This is a genomic window from Agrobacterium sp. CFBP 3001 (genome assembly GCF_027871605.1).
Classification (GTDB): Bacteria; Pseudomonadota; Alphaproteobacteria; order Rhizobiales; family Rhizobiaceae; genus Agrobacterium; species Agrobacterium leguminum.
The window spans coordinates 69,214-94,778 of record NZ_JAQAHD010000002.1; the positions used below are offsets into that span (position 1 = coordinate 69,214).

Sequence of the window (25,565 nt, forward strand, 5' to 3'; positions counted from 1 at the left end):
ATGATCGTTTGCTTCGATATAGGCGGAACGACCATCAAGGGCGCTATTGCCTACGCTCCCGACGATATTCGGCCCGTGCCGCGCATCCCGACGCCCAAGACCAGTTTCGAAGACTTCGCCGCCGGCCTGAAATCCGTCATCGACAATAGCGGCGGCACACCCGCCTGCGTGTCGCTGTCGATTGCGGGCGTCATCGATCCCGACACCGGCAAAGCCACTGTCGCCAATATTCAGAGCATCCATGGCAGGGTCTTGAAAGACGAGCTGGAAAAGGCGCTGAACCTTCCCGTCATCGTATCGAACGACGCGGATTGCTTCGTGATCGCCGAATCGGAAATCGGTTCCGGACGGGGTCATCGCGTGGTCTTCGGCGTCATCCTCGGAACGGGTGTGGGCGGCGGGCTGGTGATCGACGGCAAGCTCATCAACAGCGACGGCGGTTTCGCCGGCGAATGGGGACACGGGCCGGTGGCCGCGACATTGGCCGGAAATCCGCCGGTTTCGCTGCCGCGTTTCGAATGCGGTTGCGGGCTTACCGGCTGCGTCGATGCAATCGGCAGCGCCCGTGGCATGGAAAAACTACATTCGCATCTTCACCAGCAGGCAATGACCAGCGAGGATATTATTGCAGCCTGGCAGGCGGGCGATCCGAAGGCCGCAAGAACCATCGATGTCCTTATCGATATTCTCGCCTCGCCTCTGGCAATGGTGATCAACGTCACCGGCGCAACCATCGTGCCGGTCGGCGGCGGACTTTCGAATTCGAAGGCGCTTCTCGCCGCTTTGGACGAGGTGGTAAGGAGCCGCATTCTGAGGCGCTTCGACCGCCCCTTAGTCGTGCCCGCCATCTGCCGCATCGAGCCGGGGTTGATCGGATCCGCCGTTATCGGGCTGAAATATGAGAAAGAAGCCGCCGGCACTGCCTGAGCGGCATCACATCGTCTCGATCTTTTCCCGGCGGAAACCCAGCCCCACCAGCCGGCCGGTCAAATGGGAAAGAAGCGGAAACCGCATGATGGCCAGCACAAAGGCTGGCGGTCCCTTCGGTTTTTCCGCATCTGCCCGTCCTTTTTTGCCGCCGATACGCATCATCCGCTGCAGAAATTGCGTGGCCTTGGTCGGGAAGGATCGCCGCTTTTCAATTGCGGCGAGATCATCATCGGCAATGGCCCGGCCGGAGACGAGCACCGGCACCAATATATTGGCCACCGCAACCGCATCCTGAATGGCCAGATTAATGCCGACACCGCCGACGGGGGACATGGCGTGGGCCGCATCACCGATGCAGATCAGGCCGGGTTTCCACCAGCGCTTCAGCCGGTCGATACGGACGGTCAGGAGATGCACATCGTCCCAACTCTTGAGCTCATCGAGCCTTTCGCGTGGGAAAGGGCAGATTTCCGCAACCCTATCCCTGAAGGCTTCAATTCCCTGTAGCTTTATGTCAGCGAAAAACCCCTTTCGCACCACATAACCGCATTGCCAGTAATCGCCCCGGTTGATCATGACGAAACCCTGCCGCGAGCCGGCATGCCCCATGGTTTCCGTCGGATCGTCGGGCTGTTTCGAAAGGCGCATCCACAGCACCTCCGTCGGAATGCCGAAGCGCTGCACTTCCAGCCCCGCCGCCTCGCGGACGGTGGAGTTGCGCCCATCCGCCCCCACCACCAGATCGGCCTCTATCTCGATGATGCCTTCCGGCGTGCTGACCGTGAGACCGCCGACATGGCCGCTGCGCTCGATCAGTCCGGTCACCGGCGCATTCATCAGCAATCGGAAATTTTCGTATTGTCCCGCCTTGCCGACGATGAAATTGAGAAAATCCCATTGCGGCATAAAGGCGATGAAGCGGTGGCGGACCGGCAGGCGGGAAAAATCCGCTATCGTGATACGCTCGCCGCCGATAATCGCATTCAGCCTTGGTGCACGTGTGTGCGGCAGGCTCAGAAACTCATCGATGAAACCGAGTTGCTCCATCAATTCAAGCGTTGAAGGGTGGATGGTGTCGCCGCGAAAATCGCGGAGAAAATCCCCGTGTTTCTCGACGACCACAACATCGATACCGCTGCGCGCAAGCAGCAGGCCAAGCATCATGCCCGCCGGCCCGCCACCGGCCACGACGACGGACGTGCGGATGTGCTGAACGGCCCCGCCGTCATTTCCCGGAGCGATTGTCGCTTCTTCCATCACCTTCCCCCTTACATCCCGCTTGAAGGCCTTATCGTGTATCCGCCGCCGGGAGGTTTACATTCTTCGGCTGCGGCCAGCCCTGCGCATCGAACCGGAACAGCATTTCGGACCGGGCAAAGATAAAGGCGAAGGCCATGGCCGTCCACATGCCGAGCAAAAGCCCGGCGGCGACATCGCTTGGATAATGTGCGCCGACGATGACACGCGAAACACCGATGACAAGGGCAAGCAGGAGAAACGCCCAGCGGAAGCGCGGCATCAACATGGCGAAAGCGCCGAAAAACGCCCCGGCGGCGGTCGAATGGCCTGAGGGGAAACTTTCATAGAGATTGTCGCCGTTAAATGGGGTGAGGCTATAGGCGCCCATTTCCAGCACAAGCTCCGGCCGTGCCCGTCCTATCAGGAATTTCAGCGTATGGACGAGAATGCTCGCCGTTCCGATCGTCAGGAAGAAATAGGTAAGAAGCCGCCATGCCGTCCTCAGCCGTCCATTATAGGTCTCCGCCTTTAAAACCCGTGCGGCGATATAGGCCAATATCGCCAGAAGGCCGGTAGAATAGAGCATCCAGCGGAAGGTTCCGAAATCGGTAATGGCGCGATTGAAGGAGACCACGCCGCCTGGCAGCGCCTGCGCACTTTCGGAAAGACGCGGATCAAAAGGAATGAAGACAAGGACCAGCACAAGGCTTGCCGCAAAAATCCACCCGCTGGAAACAAGAAAACGTCGCATCGATATCCTCTCATTGTTTTTCTTGCATATGGCTTTGCCTTCCGCAAAAACAATAGCCCCGGCTTTGTCCTTGTTATGGCTGGTTTTCGCGGGTAGAGGCTAAGGAATGTTGCTCGAAAGTGCATGGCGTTTTCGGGAAAACGACGTGCACCGAGAGGTGCGAACCGGAAACGACCTACGGACTGAAAATGACGAATGCCAGTGAAATGCCACGCAAGCTGACAATATTGGGTTCGACCGGTTCGATCGGCACCAATACGCTGGATGTCGTCCGCCAACTGGGTGGCCGCGACGCGTTCGAGATCACGGCTTTGACCGGCGCGGGCAACATCGCGCTTCTGGCGGAACAGGCGCGGGAATTCGGCGCGCGGCTGGCGGTTACCGCCGAGGACGACAAATACGAAGCGCTGAAATCGGCCCTTGCCGGCACCGGCATCGCGGTTGCGGCGGGCAAATCCGGCCTCGAAGAGGCCGCGTCGACGGATGCCGGCTGGGTGATGGCGGCGATTGCCGGAACCCCCGGCCTTGCACCTACTCTTACAGCCGCACGGCGTGGCGCAGACATAGCGCTCGCCAACAAGGAATGCCTGGTTTCGGCTGGCGATGTTTTTCTGCGCACGGTCAAGCAGGGCGGCGGCAGGCTGATCCCGGTCGACAGCGAGCACAGCGCAATCTTCCAATGCCTGACGGGCGAACATAAACAGGCCGTGGAACGCATCGTGCTGACCGCATCTGGCGGCCCATTCCGCACATGGTCGCGCGAGGAGATGGCCAATGTTACGGCGGATATCGCCCGCGCCCATCCCAACTGGTCGATGGGACTGAAGGTCTCCATCGGCAGCGCCTCCATGTTCAACAAGGGGCTGGAAATGATCGAGGCGAAATATCTCTTCGATCTCAGGCCCGATCAGGTGGAGGTGATCGTCCACCCGCAGTCGATCATCCATTCGATGGTGGGTTACACCGACGGTTCCTATATCGCCCAGCTCGGCTCTCCCGACATGCGCACTGCTATTTCTTATGCCCTCACCTATCCGCAACGCGGCAATCTAAGTGTCGAGCGGCTGGATTTCGCAAAACTGGCGCGGCTCGATTTCGAAGCGCCGGATGAGGCCCGTTTCCCGGCGATCCGTCTGGCTCGCACCGCGCTAGAGCGCGGCGGTCTACAGGGCGCCGCCCTGAATGCCGCCGAAGAGACCGCCTTTCACGCTTTCGTTGCAGGCAATATCGGTTTTCTCGATATGGCCGAGATCGTCGAAACGGTCATGGACCGTTTGCATGACGGTCGCTCCGCCGCCACGATTGAAGATGTCTTCGCAGCGGATGACGAAGCCCGTCGTCACGCCCGCGAACTGATCGCCACCAAAGAAAAGGCCGCGTAAACGCGGCCCGGTCTTCTCTTATCTAAACTGCGGCCTCACGCCACCGCCCGCGCCAGCGCACAATGCGACCAGAGCTGGTGCAGCGCGCCGACCAGATGCTCGATATCGGCATCGCTGTGCAGCGGTGTCGGCGTAATGCGCAGGCGCTCAGTCTTGCGCGGCACGGTCGGATAGTTGATAGGCTGCACATAGACACCGTGACTGTCGAGCAGGATATCCGAAATCCATTTGCACTTGGCGGCATCACCCACCATGACAGGCACGATGTGGCTTGGGTTGTCCATGTGCGGAATACCGCGCGCATCGAGAAGGCCGCGAAGCTTGCGCACCCGGTCCTGATGGCGGGCGCGCTCGAAGGGGCTTGCCTTCAGATGCTGGATCGACGCAATCGCACCGGCGGCAAGCGACGGCGGCAGGGCCGTCGTGAAGATGAAGCCGGAAGCGAAGGAGCGGATGAAGTCGCAAACTGCCGTGGAGCCGGTAATATAGCCGCCCATGACGCCGAAGGCCTTGCCGAGCGTTCCCTCGATGATCGTCAGGCGATCCATCAGGCCTTCGCGCTCGGCAATGCCGCCGCCACGCGTTCCATACATGCCAACGGCATGAACTTCGTCGAGATAGGTCATGGCGCCATAACGGTCGGCCAGATCGCAGATTTCCTTGATCGGAGCGATATCGCCATCCATCGAATAGACGGATTCGAAGGCGATCAGCTTCGGCGCATTCGGATCCGCCGCCTTGAGCTTGGCTTCGAGGTCCTCGAGATCGTTGTGCTTCCAGATCACCCGCTCGCAGCGGCCATAACGGATGCCTTCGATCATCGATGCATGGTTGAGCGCATCCGAGAAAATGATCAGGCCCGGAATTTTCTGACCGAGCGTGCCGAGGGTCGCCCAGTTGGAGACATAACCCGAGGTGAAAATCAGCGCCGATTCCTTGCCGTGGAGATCGGCAAGTTCGCGCTCGAGCAGGACGTGGTAGTGGTTGGTGCCAGAAATATTCCGGGTGCCTCCCGCACCCGCGCCACAGTGATCGATGGCGGCCTTCATGGCTTCGATGACTTTCGGGTTCTGGCCCATGCCGAGATAGTCGTTGGAGCACCAGACGGTCACATCCTTGCGCTCGCCATTGGCGTTATACCGTGTCGCACGTGGGAAATTGCCCTGCTGGCGCTCGATATCCGCAAAAACGCGATAACGTCCCTCAGAATGCAGGCTTTGCAGTTCCGTCGTGAAAAATGCCTCGAAGTCCATGCCATGCTCCAGAATTGACCAGATCGTTTTGTGCCTCGACACCGGGAGCGTCAACCCTTGCGGGCCACATTAACCGCGTCTGCGTCAATTCGCCGTTGTTTTGAACCATTCCAATAAACCGTTTATAGAACCCGATGAAAAGTACAAAATTGATTCACATCAAAAAACCCGGATTTTTGGAACCTTTTTTGCGCCGCGCCGTTGTTTGGGACGCAATCGATTACGCTCGGAGGAATGCCGAAAGTGGAGGCTTCCCTAAACGACATCGAATTGTTAGTTATCTGTGGCGGTCGGAGGTAGCAGTCGCCGCAGATAAATATGGGACGCCTACCGAGCCACAAGAGCTCATTGTAACGTTGGAGAGAGTTTCATGAAAAAGGCAATCATATTTGCGCTGGTCGGCCTGTCGCTCGCAAGCTGCACGCAGACCGAAAAGGGAGCTTCAATCGGCGCCGTTTCCGGTGCTGTCCTTGGCGGCGCTATCACGGGCAACGTTCGTGGCGCGGCAGTGGGTGCGGCAATCGGCGGCGTGGGCGGTGCCCTCATCGGCAATGCTTCCGAACCGGGCTATTGCTATTATCGCGACCAGTACGGTCAGCGTTACACGGCGCGTTGCCGCTAATCGCTTCGCTAAATACCGTTGCACAGAAGCCCCGGTCAACCGGGGCTTTTTGCGTTTTGGGCGGCAAAACACAAGCGCAAGGGTCCTCAAAGCCGTTTATTTATGATTAAATTGCAATGTTAACGGACAGGAAACGGGTTAGGGCGACAATAAAGGCTCAACCATAAAGCAGCTTATGCGAAGAACACGAACTAACCCGAAGACAGGTATTGCGTATCGGAAAGCTGGCACCGCGCTTGCGGTTGCTGTGACGTTCGCCCTGTATCCGGCGTTTACCCGTGATGCCTTTGCCTTCAAACTGTTCGGCATGCGCCTCTGGGGTTCGGAAGAACCGGAGGTCGAGGTTATCAACCCCGTCAAATACGCCGTCACGCTCGATGCCACGGACGCCGATAGTTCCCTGAAAGACAGCCTGGAAAACAGTTCGCTGCTTCTTGCCGACAAGGACAAACCGGCCTCCGGCGATCTTGGCCTTCTGATAAAGGCAAGAGACGACCGGGACAGGCTGATCGCGGCGCTTTATGAAAACGCCCGTTATGGCGGCATCGTCAAGGTCACCGTTGCCGGCAAGGATGTGGATAGCCTGCCGCCCAATCCGGTGTTCGATCATTCCGCTCCGGTGCCCGTGGTCATTACGGTTACGCCCGGCCCGGTCTTCAAACTCGGCAATGTCAGGCTTGAAGGCGATGTCACCGGCCGCAACCTTGAGGAATATGGCCTGACGACCGGCGGCGACGCGGGTTCTCTCGCCATCATCCGCGCCGGCAACAAGCTGATCGATGATCTGAAGGCCGAAGGCCGTCCGCTTGCGAAGCTGACGAAACGCGAGGCCGTCGCCAACCACGCGACAAACACGGTGGACATTACCATGGCGGCCGAAGGCGGTCCCGTGGCGCCCCTCGGCACGGTGACCGTTACGGGGGAAAAAACCGTCGATGGCGATTTTATCCGCCGTTATTCGCGCCTCAATGGCGGCGAGCCCTATTCGCCGGAAAAACTGCGCAAGGCCGCCGACCGGCTGCGGCAGCTGGGCGTCTTTTCCAGCCTGACCATCAAGGAAGCGGGAACGCTGGCGCGCGACGGCACCATTCCGCTTACCATCGAGGTTTCGGAAGGCAAGCACCGCTATTTCGGCGTCGGCGCGCAATATTCCACCACGGAAGGCATCGGCCTCCAGGGTTATTGGGGCCACAGGAACCTGTTCGGGCAGGCGGAATCGCTGCGTATCGAAGGTTCGGTTTCGCGCATCGCAGAGGCATCGAGCGTCGAAGGCATGGATTATTCGGCGGGTATCACTTTCACCAAGCCCGGCATGTTCAATCCACGCACCACATTCAAGACCAGCCTGATTGCCAAGACCGAACACCCGGATACATACGACGCCAAGACCGTGACTGGCACGGCCGGTTTCGCCTACGAGCTGAACGATACCGATACAGCCGCAGCCGGCCTCGAGGTGCAATGGGCCGATACGGAAGACGCATTCGGCAAGAACGAATATCTTACCACTTCCATCCCGCTGGAATTCGTTCGTGATACACGCGACGACAAGCTGAACCCGACAGAAGGCTTTCGCGCCTCTGTGGCCGCCAAGCCAAGCTATGAAGCACTGAACGGCACCTTCTTTTCCTCTTTCGAAGGCTCCATTTCGGGCTATAAGGGACTTGGCGCCGAGGACCGGTTGATCATGGCCGGAAAGCTTTCCGGCGGCGTGCTGGTCGGTGGCAGCGATCTGCAGGACATACCCACCACCAGGCGCTTTTATGCCGGCGGCGGCGGATCGGTACGCGGCTACAGCTATCAGGAAATATCGCCGTATAATGCCGCCGGCGATGCGACGGGCGGCCGCTCCTATGTCGTCGGCTCCATTGAGGCCCGCATCAAGGTCACCGAAACGATCGGCATCGTCCCCTTCATCGATGCGGGTGTGGTTTCGGAAGACGTGGCACCCGATTTTTCCGATATCCGGGCTGGCGCCGGTATCGGTCTGCGTTACGCGACGCCCTTCGGGCCTCTGCGTCTCGATGTCGCCATGCCGCTCGACAAATACGATGGTGGCAACAGTTTCGGCATTTATGCTGGCATCGGTCAGTCTTTTTAAACGCCGCAGTCGAACACCCTTGCAACAGAGTGTAGATTACCCTTTATGAAAACGTTGATTCGATTGCTGAAATGGCTGGGCTACGCTGCCTTGTGCGGCGTGGTGCTGGTGTTGCTTGCGGTTCTGTTCGTCGGTTTTACCCCGATGGGCGCAAGAATTGCCGCAAAGCAGATTTCATCGATCGTTTCCACGCCCGATCAGGTAATCGAAATTTCGCCCCCGAGCGGCCTTTTGACCGGCCGCCTGCGGCTCGACAATGTCACCCTTTCAGACCGGCAGGGACCTTATGCCCGCGTGAGCCAGATCGCCGTCGACTGGTCGCCACTCTCGCTGCTTGCCGGCACCTTCCATGCCGACCGGGTCTCGGCCGGATCGATCGATGTCGAGCGCAAACCGCTTGCCCCGGAGCAGACATCGACCAAGAGCTCCGGCAATTCCTCGCTGCCGATCGAAATCGCCGTCGACAAGTTCAGCTTTCCAGATATCAGCCTCGGCCAATCGCTTCTCGGCCGTCCGTTCGACCTCAACGCGGAAGGCAACCTGACGGCTGCCCAGGACGATATGCGGCTGTCGCTCACCGCCCATCGGCTCAATGCGCCGGATGCGGAGGTCAATGCCGACATCGCCTTCCTTCCGAATGAGAATGTCCTGAAGCTGAAAGCGGAGATGAAGGAGCCCGAAGGCGGTCTTCTCGCCACGCTGCTTTCTCTTCCGGGAACACCTGCGGTGGCGATAGACCTCAACGGCGAAGGCCCGCTTTCCAACTGGACGGGTACGCTGCGCGGCAATGTCGCCGGCAACCCTGTCGTCAACGTCACCGGTCGCCACCTTCTTGCAGATGATGGCACCCGCCGTATCGAAATTGCAGGCGGTGGTCAGCCGGATCTACTTCTGCCCCCGGCCTTCCGTCAGCTTTTTGCTGGCGAGACAAAGCTCGACGCAAATGCAACCCTTTCGCCGCAGGGTCGCATCGAAATCGGCAGCAGCACGCTGGAGACCGGCACCCTGCTGTTGACGGCGTCAGGCACGGTCGATCCGAACGGTCAGAACGATCTCGCCGCCAATCTCATCGGCACCGCTGGCCCCGTGGATTTTCGCTGGCCGCTGGAGAATGGCGAGGTTCAGGCCCTCATCAACGGCCTTGATCTTTCCCTCAAGGGCGGTGCAGACGCCGCGCATCTCAACACGACGGTATCCTTGCGCAGCCTTTCCCTGCCGCAAGGCAGGCTCGATGACGTCAAGCTGACGGCCGAGAGCGCCGATCTCAACATCGCCAACCGCAGCGGCACGATCGCGACGGTCCTGTCCGTGGCGCAATCCTCCTTCGTCAGCCCCGATGTCGACCGGCTGGTGCGGGCGCCCCTCACCATCAAGGCGCCGCTCAGCCTCACTTCGTCAGCTATCGGCTTCGACGGCGCGACGCTGGAAAGCGCCAGTGTCGGTGGGACGTTGAATGGCAGTTTCGATCTCGCCGGCAATCGCCTGACCTCCAGCGTGCAGCTCTTCGCGCTGCCCGCCACCCTTCCACCGGCCCTTGCGGAAAAGTTCGACACCACCATCGCCCTCCAGGGCGATATCGACGTGACCATCGGCGGACGCACCAGCCTTGAAAACCTCGTCGTCAAGTCGGGAACCATCGAAGCAACCGGCAATGTCGGCCTCGAAAACGATGCATTGAGCGCCAGCCTGACGGGTAAATTTCCCGCTCTTGAAAAACTGACGCCACAGGCGAAGGGCGTCGCCGATTTTGCAATCGAGGCCAGCGGCGCGCTGGCAGCACCGGATTTCAACGTCACCCTGAGTTCCGAAAGCGCAATCCTTGCCGGGCGAACACTTGAATCGCTGAAGGTCAATGCAACCGGCAAGGCCGATCCCGCCGCGCCTCAGGCAAAGCTCACCGCCAGCGGCAGCCTCGACCGACAGAAGATCGACGCCCATGCCGATGTGGTGCAGACCGAAAACGGCACGGCCATCCCCGAGCTGCATGTGGCCGTAGGCCGGAACATCCTGAACGGGCAGCTGCAATTCTCGCAGCAATTCCTGCCATCGGGCAATCTCTCCTTCAATTTCCCCGACCTCGCCCTGCTCGCGGCCCTCGCCGCGCAGCAGGCGGATGGCGATATTTCCGGCGATATCGCCCTGAGCAACGCCAATGGCCGAATTGCCGCGACGATCAAGGCCAATGGCAACAGCATCCGCCAGGGCACAACAACGATCTCGAAACTCGCCGCCGATATTTCCATCGACGATCTTCAGGCTCTCGCCATCAATGGCAAGGTCAGCGCCGATAGCGTCAATGCCGGCGCCGCCGCGATATCGGGCCTGAATGCCACCATCGGCCATTCAGGCACGACGACGCAGTTCGACGTCAATGGCCGTTACGACAATGCGCCGCTGGTGGTAAAAGGCAGCGCTGAGACCGGCGGATTGCCGATGACAGTGCGCGTCGACGCCTTTTCCGCCGCCCCCAAGGGCATTGCGGTTCGCCTTGAAAAACCGAGCACCATCGCCATCCAGAACGGCACGGCCCGTATCTCAGATCTGACCATCATCACAGGTGAAGGGCGCGTTGAGGTCAACGGCAGCGCCGGATCGACGCTCGACATCAATGCCGATATCCGTTCGCTGCCCGCCAGTCTCGCAAATGCCTTCGCCACCGGACTGGATGCGGCAGGCAGCATCTCCGGCACGGTGAGCGCCAAGGGTGCGGCATCGAACCCCGCGGTCGATTACAATCTGAACTGGACCAATGCCGAGGTCGCGCAGACACGCGCGGCAGGCCTCGCCGCGCTCGGCATCAAGGCGAACGGCCGCTTTGCGGGCGGCACCTTGCAGATCGACACCAATGTATCCGGCCAGGGCGGCATGTCGCTGTCCGGCGGCGGCTCGCTCGGCATCGCCGGCAATCGTCCGCTTTCCATGGCGTTTTCCGGCAGACTGCCCTTCTCTGCCGTCGCGGCGCAAACCGCATCGCAGGGCCTCGATGTGGACGGCACCGCCGCCATCGATGTGAAGATTTCCGGCAGCGCTTCCGCACCTGTCGTTACCGGCAGCATCACCACCGATGGTACGCGCCTGACCGATGTGCGCCGGAACCTGACCATCAACGACCTGGGCGCCACCATCACCTTCGACCGCGACCGCGCCGTCATTTCGCGACTGACGGGCAAGCTGGCGGGCGGCGGAACGATCTCGGGAACCGGCAGCGTCGGCATAGCCGGTGGTTCTGGTTTCCCCGCCGATATATCGATCACGCTCAATCGCGCCGGTTATAATGACGGCACGCTGGTGACGACGGTGGTAAGCGGCACGCTGACGTTGAAGGGCCCGCTGCTGAATTCTCCCGTGCTGGGCGGTAACCTGACGCTGGACAGAAGCGCCATCACCATTCCGGAAAAGCTTCCGGCCTCGCTGACGGAAATCGATGTCAAGCACAAGAACGCGCCACCGAAGGTGCGCGCGCAGGCCAAGGCGCTCGGGGCTGATCAGGGCGGCAGCGGCAGTTCGTCCACCATCAATCTCGATCTGCAGGTGAACGCACCGAGCGGCATCTTCGTGCGCGGACGCGGCATCGATGCGGAACTCACGGGCAATCTGACGATCCGTGGCACGGCAGCCGTTCCGGTCATTTCCGGCGGCTTCGAAATGCGCCGTGGCCGGCTCGAAATCCTCACTCGCCGCCTCGATTTCACCACCGGCAATATCAGTTTCGGCGGCGGCCTCGTTCCGGTCCTCGATATGAAGGCCGACTCGACAGTCGGTTCGACGACCATCACGGTGGCCGTTTCCGGCAACGCCAACGATCCGACCTTTGCCTTCTCCTCGGCACCGGCCCTGCCGCAGGATGAGGTGATGGCGCAGCTGATCTTCGGCCAGTCCATGTCGAAACTCTCGGCTCTGCAAATCGCAAGGCTGGCCGATGCCGCCGCCCAGTTGGCCGGCGGGCGTTCCACTTCGCTGTTCGACAAGCTCAGAAGCAATCTCGGCGTCGACGATCTCGATATTTCGACCGATTCCGAAGGACAGGCCCGTGTTTCCGCCGGTAAATATCTGAACGAAAGAACCTATCTCGAGCTACAGCAAAGCGGCGAATCCGGCGCAAAAGCCATCATCAACCTCGATGTCGGGCGGGGTGTGAAGCTACGCGGGGAAGCGGGTGGCGATGGCGAAGGCGCAGCCGGCATATTTTACGAGAAGGAATATTAGCATTTCCAGTAAAAGTGCGTGGCGGTTTTTTACATCCGGACAATGCGTAAAATACTCTAGGGCCACTCCGCATTTAGGTTTGCGAAACCATCTGATGATACAAATCATCCATTGAAGACGGAAATATTGTTTCCGGCTGTTCAGGCACCAGGCAGAACGCCAAATCCGCATATGCAAGTGTCGGTGCACTTGCGCCGGCCTCCACAGCGAGCATTGGGAAGAATTCTGATGGCAATGATTAACTCTACCAATTTTGGCGGTGAGACGCTCGAAATCATCGCGTTCCGCCTGCATGATCAGGAATTCTGCGTGAAGACGACGACCATCCGCGAAATTCGCGGCTGGGCGCCTTCTACGCCCATTCCCCACGCACCGAAAGACGTCATCGGCGTCATGAACCTGCGCGGCTCTGTTATTCCGATCATCGATCTGGCTCACAAGCTCGGCATGAAGAGCACTGTCGCCAATGAGAGAAGCGCCATCGTGGTGGCGGAAGTGCACAACATGGTCATCGGCATGCTCGTCGACCGTGTTTCCGACATTCTGACGATCCCGGCAAACCAGGTGCAGCCGGTTCCGGAAATCTCGGCTTCCTTCGACAAGTCCTATTCGGAAGGCATCATCGCCAACGAACACGGCATGATCTGCTTCCTGAACCTTGCGAAAATGTTCAAGGGAACCGAAGCGGAAGATCTCGCGGCCTAATCAGGCCTTTTCGGCTGGCCACGCAACACGAAGACTATCGATCAGTCCAGACCGCCGGCGCTTCCTGCCCGGCGGTTTTGTTTTTACTCTTTACCTCGCCTTACTAAATAAGAACATTTTAATATTATGGATATCTAATATTAAAAGCCCTGGAACAGTATCACGCCGGCAGGAATATCACGCTGGCCCAATACCTGACCGAGGCGGAGAGACGGAAGTGCCTGCATTGCTGCCTTCGGCGGCAAACCTGTTCGTTGTTCAACATGATACGACGTGGACCGCATATCCTGTGCGGCTCACCGCGCCGTGGGCCGTTTTTGGGGGACGTATAATGCTGGGGTTAGGGAAAAGCGCAGATAACAGAAATATACTCGATGCCATATCGAGATCGCAGGCGGTCATAGAATTCGATCTCAAGGGTAATATCCTCACCGCGAATAAAAATTTCTGCACGGCGCTGGGTTATGATCTCACCGAGATCGTCGGCAAGCACCATCGCATCTTCTGCGACAGCGAGCTTGCCGGGTCGCGGGCCTATCAGGAATTCTGGGAGTCTCTCGCCCGTGGCGAGTTCCAGGCCAGGGAATATCGCCGTATCCGCAAGGACGGCTCGGTTATCTGGATCGAGGCCTCTTACAACCCGGTTTTCCGTTCCGGCAAACCCTATAAGGTCGTGAAGATCGCCACCGACATCACCGCCAAGAAAATCAGGGCCGTGGACGATGCGGGCAAGCTGGAGGCGCTCTCCCGTTCGCAGGCCACCATCGAGTTTTTCCCGGATGGCACCATCATTACCGCCAACCCGAATTTCTGCGCCACGGTGAATTACGACCTCAAGGAAATCGAGGGCAGGCATCACCGCATGTTCTGCGATCCGGCCTATGCCGCCTCGCCTGCCTATGGCAATTTCTGGCCGCGACTGGCGGCAGGGGAATTCATCTCGGATGAATTTGTCCGCTATGGAAAGAACGGCAAGGAAATATGGATCCAGGCCGCCTATAATCCGGTGCTGGACGAGGCGGGCAAGGTTGTCAAAGTGGTGAAATTCGCCACGGATGTCACGCCGCGCATGAGCGCCATCAGTGTGCTTGCCGATGCCCTGCGGGCGCTTGCCGAAGGTGATCTTGTGCAGCGCCTCGACAACAGCTTCGTGCCCAGCATGGAAAAGCTGCGCGCGGACTTCAACGAAGTCGTCGCCAAGCTGCAGGCCACCATGCAGACTATCGCCCACAATGCCTCGACAATCGCTTCGGGCTCCGGCGAAATCCGCATCGCTGCCGATCAGCTTTCGCAGCGTACCGAACAGCAGGCCGCCTCGCTGGAAGAGACAGCAGCCGCGCTGGAGGAAATCACCACCACCGTTACCGATGCCAGCCGGCGCGCCGGCGAGGCCGGAAAGCTGGTGCTGCGAACAAGAGAACATGCCGAACACTCCGGCGATATCGTCCAGCAGGCAATTTCCGCCATGGATGCGATCTCGCGTTCCTCGGGTGAAATCACCAATATCATCGGCGTCATTGACGACATCGCCTTCCAGACCAATCTTCTGGCCCTCAATGCGGGTGTCGAAGCCGCCCGGGCCGGCGAAGCGGGCAAGGGTTTCGCCGTTGTGGCGCAGGAAGTCCGCGAACTCGCACAACGGTCCGCCGTTGCGGCCAAGGAAATCAAATCCCTCATCAACACCTCCCGCGAGCAGGTCGCCAACGGTGTGGATCTGGTGGGCAGAACCGGCGGCGCGCTCCGGGATATCCAGTCGCAGATGAGCGAGATCGACACCAATGTCTCGGCGATCGTTGAAGCCTCGCGCGAGCAGGCGAATGGTCTCAGCGAAATCAATCAGGCCGTCAACGTCATGGATCAGGCCACCCAGAAAAACGCCGCCATGGTGGAGGAAACCACCGCCGCCAGCCACGGCCTCGCCACGGAAGCGGAAAATCTGCACGAATTGCTGCGGCAGTTCAGAATATCCCACGAGGCATCGCCCGCCCGCCCGGCCGACAAAAAACCGGCCGTCGTCACCCGGCTCCCGACGCCGCAACCGCGATATGCCGCCGCGCCAAGATCTCACGGAAACGCAGCGGCCGAATGGGCGGAGTTCTAGGCCCGCTCTGAAGCCAAGGGCCGCCGGGAAACGGCGGCCTTAATGTTATAGAAGGATACGATCCGCCCGGGTGAAGATTTCAAAATCCTCACCCCGCACCAGCGCCACAAGTGTGACACCCGAACTCTCGGCCGTTTCGATGGCAAGCGCCGTGGGCGCGGAGATCGCCGCCAGAATGGGGCTGCCAAGAATGGCGGTCTTCTGGACCATTTCCACCGACAGTCGGCTGGTGACCACCACAATGCCCGTATCGGGCGATAGGTCCGCATTGACGACCGCACCTGCGAGCTTATCGAGCGCATTGTGCCGGCCGACATCTTCGCGGACAGCAAGCAGCCCTTTTTGAGGATTGTAGAAACCCGCGCCGTGAACTGCCCTTGTTTCGCGATTGAGGCTTTGCGCTTCATTCAGCGCTTTCACCGCAGCAACGATGTCATCTCCGTCAATGGAGACTTCCACGCCGCTCAACTCCGGTACCACGCGGACCGCCTGTTCTATGGATTCAATGCCACAAAGACCGCAGCCGACGGGGCCTGCCATATGCCGCCGTCTTGCCCTCAGCGCATCCGCATTGGCATCCTGCAAATCCACCTGAACATCGAAGCCCTGCCCGGCCTCGATCACCTCGATGGAACGGATTTCTGCCCTTGTGGATATGATGCCTTCCGTAAGACTGAAACCGACCGCGAAATCGACAAGATCAGCGGGGCTGGCCATCATCACGGCATGGGTGCTGCCGCCATAGGAAAAGGCAACCGGCACCTCCTCCGGCACCGCCCTCTCGCCCTCCACTATGACCCCTTCGCGCAAAGCGGTTCTTGCGACCCTCCGGTAACTTGCCTTTGCCGACACCCGATCACTCCTCCATGACGAAAATCCGCTTCGTCTCTCTCACGATCTCAAAGCAGCATTTCTTCCCGGTTATCACATCTAACCGAAAGCCCTGAAAATCGGAATCGGTTTCACGGGTGCGCCCGTTGAAGGGACTCCTTGCCTCACCCATTTTCCGCACGTGCATCACTGATGCGATCCCGCCGACGCCGTTCGGAAGCTCAGACCGGGCCAAGTGACGGGCTTCTGTGCGAAAGCAGCCATGCTTCGCCTGGATATGGTGAGGCAACAGCCCAAAACAAAAAAGCGACCGAAACGGCCGCTTTCTGCTTTAGGTTTTTTGTGGGCAGTCATTCTTTCGAACCCGCCCGGTGCTTTCAAGCAGCGACGAGAACCTCATGCAGGTTCGTCAGTTCATAAAGATGCTTTTCAAGCTTGGTCAGATGTTCGTGGTGATGATTGCCCTCTTCGATTTCGGCCTTGGCCGCATCGATACGCTTCTGCAGCGTGTCGGGGGACATGTCATCGGCCGAAACGGCGGATTCGGCGAGAAGCGTGCAGCCGGTCGGCAGAATATCGGCAAAACCACCGAAGACGACATATTTATGCGTCTCGCCGGAAGCGAACTTCACCGTTACCAGGCCCGGCTTGATCGTGGTCATCGTCGGCGCATGATTGGCCAGAACGGTCATTTCACCCAGCGTAGCCGGGATGACGACTTCCGTAACCGTTTCGGAAACGAGCAGACGCTCCGGGGAAACGAGATCGAATTTGAAACTGTCAGCCATGGCTATTCACTTCTTTTCAATTACGCGGGCGTCACGGACTTGTCTTTTACAACGCGGGCGAAAGCCGTTCCGGTTCGCCACCATTGTCGGCAGGGCGCGCGGCTAAAGCCACGCGCCCGCCAATTCATGATCAGGCAGCCTCGGCAGCCAGCTTCTTTGCCTTTTCGATGGCTTCTTCCATCGAACCGACCATGTAGAAAGCAGCTTCCGGCAGGCTGTCATACTCGCCGTTGACCAGGCCCTTGAAGCCCTTGATCGTGTCTTCGAGAGCGACGAGCTTGCCCGGCGAACCGGTGAAGACTTCAGCAACGAAGAACGGCTGCGACAGGAAACGCTCGATCTTGCGGGCGCGGGCAACCGTCAGCTTGTCTTCTTCCGACAGTTCGTCCATGCCGAGGATGGCGATGATGTCCTGGAGAGCCTTGTAGCGCTGCAGGGTCGACTGAACCTTACGAGCCACTTCATAGTGCTCTTCGCCGACGATCATCGGGTCAAGCATACGCGAGGTGGAGTCGAGCGGGTCAACAGCCGGGTAGATACCCTTTTCAGCGATCGAACGCGACAGAACCGTCGTTGCGTCAAGGTGGGCGAACGAGGTGGCAGGTGCCGGGTCGGTCAAGTCGTCGGCGGGAACGTAAATGGCCTGAACCGAGGTGATCGAACCCTTGGTCGTGGTGGTGATGCGTTCCTGCATCTGGCCCATGTCGGTTGCGAGCGTCGGCTGGTAGCCCACGGCCGAAGGAATACGGCCGAGCAGAGCCGACACTTCCGAACCAGCCTGCGTGAAGCGGAAGATGTTGTCCACGAAGAACAGAACGTCCTGACCTTCGTCACGGAAGTTTTCAGCGATCGTCAGACCGGTCAGAGCGACACGGGCACGGGCGCCCGGCGGTTCGTTCATCTGGCCGTAAACCAGTGCTGCCTTGGAACCTTCGCCGCCGCCGAGCTTGTTGACGTTCGACTCGATCATTTCGTGATAGAGGTCGTTGCCTTCACGGGTACGCTCACCAACACCGGCGAATACCGAGTAACCGCCGTGCGCCTTGGCGACGTTGTTGATCAGTTCCATGATGAGAACCGTCTTGCCAACGCCGGCGCCGCCGAACAGGCCGATCTTGCCGCCCTTGGCGTAAGGAGCCAGAAGGTCGACGACCTTGATGCCGGTGACGAGGATCTGCGCTTCCGTCGACTGCTCGACATAGGCCGGTGCGTCCTGGTGGATCGCGCGCTTGGAAGCGGTAACGATCGGACCGGCTTCGTCAACCGGCTCACCGATGACATTCATGATACGGCCGAGCGTTTCCGGACCAACCGGAACGGAGATCGGTGCACCCGTGTTGACGACGCCCTGACCGCGAACCAGACCTTCGGTCGAGTCCATGGCGATGGTGCGAACGACGTTTTCGCCGAGATGCTGCGCGACTTCCAGAACGAGGCGGTTGCCATTGTTCTCGGTTTCGAGCGCGTTCAGGATCGGAGGCAGTTCGCCTTCGAACGCCACGTCGACAACAGCGCCGATAACCTGGGTAACCTTGCCCGCGCCGTTCACCGCTGCGGTTTTCTTGGGGGTAGCTGCCTTAGCCATTATCCTTACCCTCTTTCCTTACCTCAGAGCGCTTCCGCGCCCGAAATGATTTCAATGAGTTCCTTGGTGATCTGAGCCTGACGCTGACGGTTGTAGGACAGCGTCAGCTTGTTGATCATCTCACCGGCATTGCGCGTTGCATTGTCCATCGCGCTCATCTTGGCGCCCATTTCACCGGCAACGTTTTCGAGCAGAGCCCGGAAAACCTGAACCGAAATGTTGCGCGGAATAAGGTCTTCCAGAATAGAAGCCGCATCCGGCTCATATTCGTAGACGGCGTTCTGCGTTGCGGCATCCTCTTCCACAACAGGCGTTGCGGCCGGAATGAGCTGCAGACCGGTCGGGATCTGGCTGATGACGGACTTGAATTCCGAGTAGATCAGCGTGCAGACATCGAACTCACCGGCGTTGAAGAGCGAGATCACCTTCTTGGCAATCTGGTCGGCATTTTCAAAACCGACCTTCTTCACGTCGCGCAGTTCGATGCGCTCGATGATGTTGGCTGCAAATTCGCGGCGAAGGCTGTCGTAACCCTTCTTGCCAACCGTGATGATCTTGACCGTCTTGCCTTCCGAAATCAGCTTGCGGGCGTGATCGCGGGCAAAACGGGAAATCTGCGAGTTGAAACCGCCGCAAAGGCCACGTTCAGCCGTGCAGACGACGAGCAGGTGCACGTCGTCCTTGCCGGTGCCGGTCATCAGCGCCGGAGCAACGTCCGCCTCGACCGCCTTGGCGATGTTGGCGAGAACGGCGCTCATGCGCTGAGAATAAGGCCGGGCGGCCTCCGCAGCTTCCTGGGCGCGCCGAAGCTTCGCCGCGGCGACCATTTTCATCGCCTTGGTAATCTTCTGCGTCGCCTTTACGGAGGCAATGCGGTTTTTCAGATCCTTTAGTGAAGGCATCCGTTATCCGTCCGAGTAAAAGAGCCCTGATTACGAGAAAGACTTGGCGAAGCTATCAAGAGCGCCCTTGAGCTTGCCCTTGGTATCGTCGCTGATAGCCTTTTCCGTGCGGATGGTGTCGAGGATCGCCTTGCCTTCCGAGCGGAGGTAGGAAAGCAGACCCTGCTCGAACTTGCCGACCTGTGCGACCGGAACCTTGTCGAGGTAGCCGTTGACACCGGCGAAGATCACCGCAACCTGCTCTTCCGTCTTGAGCGGAGAGAACTGCGGCTGCTTCAGAAGCTCGGTCAGGCGGGCGCCGCGGTTGAGCAGGCGCTGCGTGGAAGCGTCGAGGTCCGAACCGAACTGGGCGAAGGCGGCCATTTCGCGGTACTGGGCGAGTTCACCCTTGATCGAGCCGGCAACCTGCTTCATCGCCTTGATCTGGGCGGCGGAGCCAACGCGCGAAACCGACAGACCGACGTTAACGGCCGGGCGGATACCCTGATAGAACAGGTCGGTTTCAAGGAAGATCTGGCCGTCGGTGATCGAGATCACGTTGGTCGGAATAAAGGCCGAAACGTCGTTACCCTGCGTTTCGATAACCGGCAGAGCCGTCAGCGAACCGGCGCCCATTTCGTCGGAGAGCTTTGCAGCGCGCTCGAGAAGACGGGAATGGAGGTAGAAAACGTCGCCCGGATAAGCTTCGCGGCCCGGAGGACGGCGCAGCAGAAGCGACATCTGACGATAGGCAACGGCCTGCTTGGAAAGGTCGTCGTAGCCGATGAGAGCGTGCTTGCCGTTGTCACGGAAGTACTCGCCCATGGCGCAGCCGGCGAACGGAGCGAGGTACTGCATCGGAGCCGGATCGGAAGCGGTAGCAGCAACGATGATCGAATACTGCAGCGCGCCGCGCTCTTCCAGAACCTTCACGAACTGGGCGACGGTCGAACGCTTCTGACCGATAGCAACGTAGACGCAATAAAGCTTGTCGCCATCCGGGCCATTGTCGTGAATGGCCTTCTGGTTCAGGATCGTATCGAGAATGATGGCGGTCTTGCCGGTCTGGCGGTCGCCGATGACCAGCTCGCGCTGGCCGCGGCCAACCGGGATGAGCGCATCGATGGCCTTGAGGCCGGTCGACATCGGCTCATGAACCGACTTGCGCGGAATGATGCCGGGAGCCTTGACGTCAACGCGCGAACGCTTGGCGGCATTAATCGGGCCCTTGCCGTCGATCGGGTTGCCGAGCGCGTCAACGACGCGGCCAAGCAGTTCCGGACCGACAGGAACGTCAACGATAGCGCCAGTCCGCTTTACGGTGTCGCCTTCCTTGATGTCACGGTCCGAACCGAAGATAACCACACCGACGTTGTCGGCTTCGAGGTTGAGCGCCATGCCGCGAATGCCGCCGGGAAACTCGACCATTTCGCCGGCCTGAACATTGTCGAGGCCATAGACGCGGGCGATACCGTCACCGACGGAAAGCACCTGACCGACTTCCGAGACTTCCGCCTCGTTGCCGAAATTTTTGATTTGATCTTTCAGAATTGCGGAAATTTCCGCGGCGCGGATATCCATCAGCCAACCTCTTTCAGTGCAAGCTTAAGGGTGGAAAGTTTGGTGCGAAGAGACGTATCGATCTGGCGAGAGCCGACCTTGACGATCAGGCCGCCGAGGATCGACGGATCGACGGTAACGGAAACCGCCACATCCTTGCCGGTAACGCTCTTCAGCGCCGCCTTCAGTTCAGTTTCCTGCGCCTCGTCGAGCGCATGTGCCGAGGTAACCTCGGCGGTGATTTCGCCGCGGTGGGCAGCGGCAATGGTGCGGTAGGCGCGGATCATGCCGGGAACGGCAAAGAGACGGCGGTTATTCGCAACGACCTTGAGGAAATTGAGCGCGAGACCGGCAATGCCGGCCTTTTCGCAGATCGCGGTGATTGCCTTGAACTGATCCTCGGCGGAAAACACCGGGCTCGCAACCAGACGCTTCAAATCGTCGCTTTCGTCGAGAAGTGCGCCGAACTTATCCAGATCGGCCTGAACCGCTTCGACCGCACCCGCTTCCAAAGCAAGCTCGAAAAGCGACGACGCATACCTTTCCGCTACACCGGATGTTCCATGGGAGGTGTCTGCCACGGGCACTTTTTCCCTGCTAATCGTCCAAGACCATCAGCGATGGGGCTCCACCGCATCAAATTCTTGAAATCGTTTCAATTTCCCCGAAAAAGACCGGAATTCCCCCCTGCCTTTTCCCAATTTCGCGGTCCGTCTAGCATAGGACGCCGGGACTCGCAACACGCGTAATAGCGGAAAGCGCCGTTTGGGCAAGGGGGAATGCGTTTAAATTTTCCGATTTCGCCCAGGATGCGGCATCTGTGCGTCACAAAAGGCAAAAAGCCCGCTTCAGACCAGCCCGAACACGTAGCTCAACGACAGTGCAGCGAGCAGAAAGTGTACAACCAGAAGTAAGAAATTCCGCATGGTTGCGCCACCATCGGAGAGTATGGAGAGAATGCCGCCAAAGACACTGAGGCCGAAAGCCGCCCCAAAGGCGAGATAGACCATGGGCTGCGCGAGAAGCAGGGCGGCGGCGCCGAGACCGAGATAGAACCCGGCAAGCGACGAGCGCACGAGTGCATAACCATCCCTGCGCTCACCCGCCGGCTGGAGACCGAAGGCACGAAGCGTAATACCCGGCGCAAACATGAAAAAAAGGCCCATCACGGCCGAAACCACCGCCGCTCCGAAGGCCAGCTGCTCGCCGAACTCGGCGGGAAAATAAAACTCCATCTCGTTCCCCAAATCATTTTGACTGCCTGCTGCGTTATGACACGGTCATGACAGCGGGAAAACGCCCCGGCGGCAAAGTTCAAAGGAAACTTTGCGGGTCGATATCGAGCTGCACATGCACGCTGCCGCGCTCTTTCGGGCCATTGGCCAGAAGCGTGCGGAGAAAAGACTGCATGTCGGAATTGCGCCGCCCGTGCACCAGCAGGCGGAAACGGTGGCGACCGCGGATGAGCGCGAGCGGCGCTTCCGCCGGGCCGAGCAGCATGATGCCGGCAACTTGCGGGGCTGCGGCCCTTAAACCACGGGCATGGGTTTCCGCTTCCCCGCGCGTATCGGCCGAAACGATGATCGAGGCAAGCCGTCCGAAAGGCGGCAGAACGGCTTTTTCCCGCTCCACGATTTCCCTTTCGTAGAAGGCCGATGCATCGCCCGAAACGATGGCCTGCATGACGGGATGCTGCGGCTGATAGGTCTGCAACAGGCCATGGCTCTTCAACCCCGTTCGCCCGGCGCGCCCCGTCACCTGCGACAGCAGCTGAAACGTTCGCTCCGCAGCACGCGGATCGCCATTGGCAAGGCCGAGATCGGCATCGACGATGCCCACAAGTGTCATCAGCGGAAAATTATGTCCCTTGGCGACGAGCTGCGTGCCGATCACGATATCAGCCTCGCCCTTGACGATCGCCTCCAGCTCCAGCCGCAGGCGCTTGACGCCCATGAGATCTGAAGAGAGCACGATGGTGCGGGCTTCCGGGAAATGTTTCTCCACCTCCTCGGCAATGCGCTCCACACCCGGCCCGCAGGCCACCAGATGATCGAAGGTGCCGCATTCCGGGCAATGATCGGGCGTCGGCTCGTTGTGGCCGCACTGGTGGCACTGCAATTGATTGCGGAACCGGTGCTCCACCAGCCAGCTGGAACATTGCGGGCATTGGAAACGGTGGCCGCAGACCCGGCAGAGCGTCAGCGGCGCATAACCGCGACGATTGAGGAACAGCAGCGCCTGCTCACCCTTTTCGATGGTCTTGCCAATGCCGCGCAGCAGGACGGGTGACAGAAACCCTCCCCTCTCCGGCGGATGACGCCGCATATCGACAAGATGCAGGTCAGGCATTGCCGCATCGCCGAACCGCGTATGCAGGTGAATAGTGTTGTAACGCCCCGAGCTGCCATTAACCTGGCTTTCCACCGAAGGCGTGGCCGAAACCAGCACGACCGGAAATTCGGCGATCCGCGCCCTCACCACCGCCATGTCGCGGGCATTATAGAAGACGCGGTCTTCCTGCTTATAGGCGGGGTCGTGCTCTTCATCGACGATGATGAGACCGAGATTGTCGAAGGGCAGGAAAAGTGCCGAGCGCGCGCCGGCCACCACCTTCACTTCGCCCGTCACCGCCTGCCGCCAGACTTTTTCGCGCATGCGCGGTGACAGGTCCGAATGCCATTCCGCCGGTTTCGCACCGAAACGGTCCTGAAAACGCTCAAGAAAGGCCGCCGTCAGCGCAATTTCGGGCAGCAGGATGAGAACCTGCTTGCCCTGCCGGAGCGTCTCGGCCACCGCCTCAAAATAGACCTCGGTTTTCCCAGAACCTGTGACGCCGTCGATCAGCGAAACATGAAAGCCGCCCTTGCGCACATCCTCGAGTATTTCCGAAGCGGCCTGTTTCTGCGGGCCTTCCAGACGCGGCTCGACATAATCAGGATCGGGTTCGGCCACGACAGGCGGCGCCGGCAGAAACACCGTCTCGAACACGCCCTGCTTGACGAGACCATCGATCACGCTGGTCGAAACGCCGGCGGCATGGGCAAGCCCGCTCTTCGTCCAGCCATGCCCTTCAGCCGCCAGTTCCATAACCCGCTCGCGGGCGGGGGTCAGGCGCTCCGGCCGGCCTTCGGTCAGCCGCAGCCCCTCGATCATCGGTTCGGGATCGAAGGCCGCGGGGGCTCTGAGCGCCATGCGGGCCACGAGGCCGGGCGGAGAAAGCGTATAGGCGGCGACCCAGTCCACAAAGCGGCGCATTTCCGCCTTCAGCGGCGGGCACTCGAAACTTTTGGTGATGGGCCGCAGCTTCTTCGGATCGACGCCCTTCTCGCCCGCATCGTCCCACACCACGCCGAAGACTTGTCGGGGGCCGAGCGGTACCTGCACGACGGAACCGGTCTCCACCACCATATCCTCGGGCACCGAATAGCTGTAGGGCCCGGGCGCCGGCATGGGCACGAGAACGGGCACCGTGCGCGTGGGCGACGGCGGGTCGAACAGAGCCCCAAACAGATCGGACGAATCTTTTGCCATGATGTGGCGACCATGCCCCGGCGACAGGAAAAAGGAAACCGCCCGGATGTAGTGGGCGCGCCTTGCAAAGTCTACCTCTTAACCAAATGCTGACCATAAGCGCATAGTTTCGAAGCATGGAATGGAGCGCCGCGTGACCGAAATCCTGACATTTGCCCAAGCCGATCTTCTCGATGAGCGCCAGTCCTGGCTCTCCGCCCTCGCGGGCGAACGCCGGCTTTCGGACAATACCGTCGAGGCCTATGAGCGCGATACCCGGCAATTTCTGACATTCCTGACAGGATATATCGGCAAACCGGCCTCCATCACCGATATTGCCGATCTGCGTCCGGTCGATCTTCGCGCCTTTCTGGCAAACCGGCGCAAGGAAGGCGCCGGCGCACGTTCGCTGGGCAGGCATCTGGCAGGCCTGCGCTCCCTGCTCCATCACCTGCAGAAAAAAGGTCTGGTGAACGCCGCAGGCGCCACCGCCATGCGCGCGCCCAAACAGCCGAAATCGCTACCGAAACCGCTGACCGACCGGCAGGCGCTGAAAATCACCACGAGTGAAGCGCAATTGAACGACGAACCATGGATCGCCGCCCGCAATGCCGCGGTTCTTTCACTGCTTTATGGCTGCGGCCTTCGCATTTCCGAGGCGCTCGGTCTTACCCCGGCCGATTTCCCGCCCGGCGCCCGCAGCCTGCGCATTACCGGCAAAGGCAACAAGACGCGGATTGTGCCCCTGCTGGCGGTGGTGACGGAAGCCGTCGATACCTACAGGAAGCTTTGCCCCTATGCCCTGTCGGCGGATGAGCCCATGTTCCTCGGCGCACGCGGCGGAAAGCTGCAGCCCGCCATCGTCCAGAGGGAAATGCAGAAACTGCGCGGCGCTTTCGGCCTGCCGGAAAACGCCACGCCGCATGCGCTGCGCCACTCCTTCGCCACGCACCTTCTCGCCGGCGGCGGCGACCTGCGCACGATTCAGGAACTGCTCGGCCATGCGAGCCTATCCACTACGCAGGTTTATACCGGGGTCGACACTACGAGACTGCTGGAAATCTACGACAACGCCCATCCGCGCGCATGAAGCAGGAAATGGTTAACCATAATAATTAAC

General features: G+C 59.9%; 19 protein-coding genes. 8 read left to right on the forward strand and 11 right to left on the reverse strand.

Annotated elements, in window-relative coordinates; all coding sequences use genetic code 11:
* Window positions 1–927: an ROK family protein gene (locus tag PH605_RS04015; RefSeq protein WP_080856815.1), complete on the forward strand. Its 927-nt coding sequence runs from the start codon at window positions 1–3 to the stop codon at window positions 925–927.
* Window positions 928–933: 6 nt separating this feature from the next.
* Here the strand turns inward: PH605_RS04015 and PH605_RS04020 are convergent, their stop codons facing one another.
* Window positions 934–2,187 (reverse strand): FAD-dependent oxidoreductase, encoded by a 1,254-nt coding sequence (locus PH605_RS04020; protein ID WP_142844358.1) that lies wholly within the window; start codon window positions 2,185–2,187, stop codon window positions 934–936.
* A gap of 31 nt (window positions 2,188–2,218) precedes the next feature.
* Complete coding sequence (locus PH605_RS04025; RefSeq protein ID WP_142844359.1) at window positions 2,219–2,920, reverse strand: phosphatase PAP2 family protein; 702 nt, start codon at window positions 2,918–2,920, stop codon at window positions 2,219–2,221.
* A 188-nt stretch (window positions 2,921–3,108) separates the two neighbouring features.
* Between PH605_RS04025 and dxr the strand changes: the two genes are divergently transcribed.
* Window positions 3,109–4,302 (forward strand): 1-deoxy-D-xylulose-5-phosphate reductoisomerase, encoded by a 1,194-nt coding sequence (dxr, locus tag PH605_RS04030; RefSeq protein ID WP_142844360.1) that lies wholly within the window; start codon window positions 3,109–3,111, stop codon window positions 4,300–4,302.
* Window positions 4,303–4,337: 35 nt separating this feature from the next.
* On the opposite strand, the gene hemA is transcribed toward dxr, so the two are convergent.
* Window positions 4,338–5,555: a 5-aminolevulinate synthase gene (hemA, locus tag PH605_RS04035; protein ID WP_142844361.1), complete on the reverse strand. Its 1,218-nt coding sequence runs from the start codon at window positions 5,553–5,555 to the stop codon at window positions 4,338–4,340.
* Between the two features lie 370 nt (window positions 5,556–5,925).
* Between hemA and PH605_RS04040 the strand changes: the two genes are divergently transcribed.
* The 5 genes from PH605_RS04040 (at window position 5,926) to PH605_RS04060 (ending at window position 15,290) form a co-directional block, all read left to right on the forward strand.
* Complete coding sequence (locus PH605_RS04040; RefSeq protein ID WP_003492347.1) at window positions 5,926–6,177, forward strand: YMGG-like glycine zipper-containing protein; 252 nt, start codon at window positions 5,926–5,928, stop codon at window positions 6,175–6,177.
* Window positions 6,178–6,352: 175 nt separating this feature from the next.
* Window positions 6,353–8,278, forward strand: coding sequence for an autotransporter assembly complex protein TamA (locus PH605_RS04045; RefSeq protein ID WP_142844362.1), 1,926 nt, complete (start codon window positions 6,353–6,355; stop codon window positions 8,276–8,278).
* A 45-nt stretch (window positions 8,279–8,323) separates the two neighbouring features.
* Window positions 8,324–12,484: a translocation/assembly module TamB domain-containing protein gene (locus PH605_RS04050; protein WP_142844363.1), complete on the forward strand. Its 4,161-nt coding sequence runs from the start codon at window positions 8,324–8,326 to the stop codon at window positions 12,482–12,484.
* A gap of 228 nt (window positions 12,485–12,712) precedes the next feature.
* Window positions 12,713–13,189 (forward strand): chemotaxis protein CheW, encoded by a 477-nt coding sequence (locus tag PH605_RS04055; protein ID WP_003504949.1) that lies wholly within the window; start codon window positions 12,713–12,715, stop codon window positions 13,187–13,189.
* A 331-nt stretch (window positions 13,190–13,520) separates the two neighbouring features.
* Entirely contained in the window at window positions 13,521–15,290 is a 1,770-nt protein-coding gene (locus PH605_RS04060; RefSeq protein ID WP_078052388.1) for a methyl-accepting chemotaxis protein, read from the forward strand.
* A gap of 45 nt (window positions 15,291–15,335) precedes the next feature.
* Here the strand turns inward: PH605_RS04060 and fdhD are convergent, their stop codons facing one another.
* From fdhD to PH605_RS04100, 8 genes are all read right to left on the reverse strand, one after another.
* Window positions 15,336–16,142, reverse strand: a complete 807-nt coding sequence (fdhD, locus tag PH605_RS04065; protein ID WP_080856820.1) for a formate dehydrogenase accessory sulfurtransferase FdhD — start codon at window positions 16,140–16,142, stop codon at window positions 15,336–15,338.
* Window positions 16,143–16,498: 356 nt separating this feature from the next.
* On the reverse strand, window positions 16,499–16,909 hold the full coding sequence (locus PH605_RS04070; protein ID WP_003492358.1) for a F0F1 ATP synthase subunit epsilon: 411 nt from the start codon (window positions 16,907–16,909) through the stop codon (window positions 16,499–16,501).
* A 130-nt stretch (window positions 16,910–17,039) separates the two neighbouring features.
* A complete protein-coding gene (gene atpD / locus PH605_RS04075; protein ID WP_142844364.1) occupies window positions 17,040–18,494 on the reverse strand; it encodes a F0F1 ATP synthase subunit beta in 1,455 nt (484 codons plus the stop codon).
* A 23-nt stretch (window positions 18,495–18,517) separates the two neighbouring features.
* Window positions 18,518–19,396 carry a F0F1 ATP synthase subunit gamma gene (locus tag PH605_RS04080; protein WP_035263533.1) on the reverse strand — a complete coding sequence of 293 codons (879 nt, stop codon included), beginning with the start codon at window positions 19,394–19,396 and terminating at the stop codon, window positions 18,518–18,520.
* 30 nt (window positions 19,397–19,426) lie between these two features.
* A complete protein-coding gene (atpA, locus tag PH605_RS04085) occupies window positions 19,427–20,956 on the reverse strand; it encodes a F0F1 ATP synthase subunit alpha (RefSeq protein WP_004443771.1) in 1,530 nt (509 codons plus the stop codon).
* Window positions 20,956–21,522, reverse strand: coding sequence for a F0F1 ATP synthase subunit delta (locus PH605_RS04090; RefSeq protein WP_170988551.1), 567 nt, complete (start codon window positions 21,520–21,522; stop codon window positions 20,956–20,958). Before PH605_RS04090 ends, atpA begins: the two co-directional genes overlap by 1 nt.
* Window positions 21,523–21,783: 261 nt before the next feature.
* The gene (locus tag PH605_RS04095; RefSeq protein WP_003523527.1) at window positions 21,784–22,170 is read right to left on the reverse strand and encodes an AGROH133_08824 family phage infection protein; all 387 of its coding nucleotides are present in this window, start codon (window positions 22,168–22,170) and stop codon (window positions 21,784–21,786) included.
* A gap of 79 nt (window positions 22,171–22,249) precedes the next feature.
* A complete protein-coding gene (locus PH605_RS04100) occupies window positions 22,250–24,466 on the reverse strand; it encodes a primosomal protein N' (RefSeq protein WP_142844365.1) in 2,217 nt (738 codons plus the stop codon).
* Window positions 24,467–24,587: 121 nt separating this feature from the next.
* Between PH605_RS04100 and PH605_RS04105 the strand changes: the two genes are divergently transcribed.
* Window positions 24,588–25,535 carry a tyrosine recombinase XerC gene (locus tag PH605_RS04105; protein WP_142844366.1) on the forward strand — a complete coding sequence of 316 codons (948 nt, stop codon included), beginning with the start codon at window positions 24,588–24,590 and terminating at the stop codon, window positions 25,533–25,535.
* Window positions 25,536–25,565: the final 30 nt, after the last annotated feature.